Here is a 1,932-nt window from a genome sequence, read left to right as displayed (position 1 = left end):
GTGCGCCCAGGCCTGGCAGGCCAGCGACCGCCAGTAGGCCGCCAGGCCGGGGACCTTCTCAGGCACGCCCGGCTCCGCGTACCAGCGGACCGCCCCGCCGTACAGCTTGACCTGGTCGATCGTCTGGCTGGCTCCGGCGCCGCGCAGCTCAGGCGGCCGGTCAGCGGTGAGCACGAGCAGCGGCACGGCCGACTCGTCGGCCTCGATGACCGCCGGATGAAAGTTTGCCGCCGCGGTGCCCGACGTGCACAGCACCGCGACCGGGCGGCCGCTGGCCTTGGCCAGGCCGAGCGCCGTGAACGACGCGGACCGTTCATCGATCCTGACGTGCAGCCGCACCCGGCCGGCCCGCTCCAGCTCGTAGAACGACATCGCCAGCGGCGTCGACCTGGACCCGGGCGCGATCACCACCTCGCGCACCCCGCACCGGGCCAGCTCGTCGGCGAATACCGTGCCGAAGGCGGTCGACGGGTTCACTGCCGCGCCCGCCGCGAGGACGCGCACGCGCTTCTTGCTGTTATCAGATTCATGCGGCGGCTCCGGGGACGTCGGCGAGAAACTCGGCGGCGGCTAGCGCCCGCTGCCGCCACGGCTCCGGGTCGGTCTCCCAGCGCGCGAGCTCCCCCGGGTCGACCGCGGGCCGCCGGACCGGCAGCTCTCCGCCGCGCTCCGTCAGCGGCTCGCCGGTCACGTCGCCGGCCAGCAGCGACATCGTGGCCAGCCCGCACGCGTACGGCAACTCTGGCAGCGCCGCCGCGAGGGCGACTCCCGCGGCCAGCCCGACCGAGGAGTCGACCGCGCTGGACACCACGACCGGCAGACCGCACGCCTCGGCGACCCGCAGCGCGGGCCGCACCCCGCCCAGCGGCTGGACCTTGACCATCACGATGTCGGCCGCGCCCGCGGCCCGGACCCGCAGCGGGTCCTCCGCCTTGCGGATCGACTCATCGGCCGCCACCGGAATATCGACAAGTCGACGCAGCGTGGCGAGCTCCTCAAGCGTGGCGCACGGCTGTTCCGCGTACTCGAGCGAGTACCTGCCGAGCTCGCGGAGCATGCGCGCCGCGACCGGGACGTCCCAGCCGCCGTTCGCGTCTACCCGGATCCGCCCGCCTGGCCCTAGTGCGTCGCGCACCGCGGCGACCCGGTCGACGTCCTCGGCCTCGGCCTGACCGGGCTCGGCGACCTTCACCTTCGCGGTCCGGCAGCCGGACGCGGCGACGATCTCGAACGCGCGCTCCGGCCCGACCGCGGGCACGGTCACGTTGACCGGCACCCGGTCCCTGACCGGCGCGGGCCACGGCACCGTCGCGGACTCGATCGCGCTGGCCAGCCACCGCGCCGACTCCCGCGGCCCGTACTCAGCGAACGGCGAGAACTCCCCCCACCCGGCCGGTCCCTGGATCAGCGCCCCCGCACGCACCGTGATCCCGCGGAACTTCGTCCGCATCGGAATCGCGAACGCCCGCAGGGTCCCGAGCAGCTCCCGCAGATCCCCGTTCACGGCGCCGCCGCCGCCAGCGAACGCGGTCGATGGGCCATCGACCGCCATAGATGGCGGTGGATGGGCCATCGACCACCTTGGGCGGGCGGGGCGGCGTGACCGGTCATGGGATCTAACCTTAGCTATCGTGACGAAACGCCCCTTGCACGCGGTTCTCCTTCGGGACGCCGTCGCGGACGCGGACCAGCTCGCCGGCCCCCTCGCGAAAGCGCTGGACGGCACCGGCCCCGCGATCCTTCCGCTCGACGCGACCCTGCCTGCCGCGCGGCTCCGCCAGCTGACCGACGCCATCGCGCCCGGCGCCGGTGTGGCGGAAGACACAGCGGTGGTCATCGCCACCTCCGGATCCACCGGCGAGCCGAAGGGCGTCGAGCTCAGCGCGGCGGCGCTACACCATTCGGCCCGCGCGTCGATGGCCCGGCTGGGGC

Annotated in this window: 3 protein-coding genes; 1 reads left to right on the top strand and 2 read right to left on the bottom strand. The window is 74.3% G+C overall.

Annotated features, from left to right (window positions below; translation table 11 throughout):
- Positions 1–477, bottom strand: a 477-nt coding sequence (locus WA805_RS30420; RefSeq protein WP_425244047.1) for a thiamine pyrophosphate-binding protein, incomplete at its 3' end; no start/stop codon positions are given.
- 49 nt (positions 478–526) lie between these two features.
- Positions 527–1,552, bottom strand: a complete 1,026-nt coding sequence (locus tag WA805_RS30415; RefSeq protein WP_422277679.1) for an o-succinylbenzoate synthase — start codon at positions 1,550–1,552, stop codon at positions 527–529.
- 79 nt (positions 1,553–1,631) lie between these two features.
- Between WA805_RS30415 and WA805_RS30410 the strand changes: the two genes are divergently transcribed.
- Positions 1,632–1,932 (top strand): AMP-binding protein (locus WA805_RS30410; protein ID WP_425244046.1); only part of this gene is annotated, 301 nt, incomplete at its 3' end.

The organism is Trebonia sp., assembly GCF_049794275.1.
Taxonomy (GTDB): Bacteria; Actinomycetota; Actinomycetes; order Streptosporangiales; family Streptosporangiaceae; genus Trebonia.
This window is presented reverse-complemented; position numbering and strand designations above follow the sequence as displayed.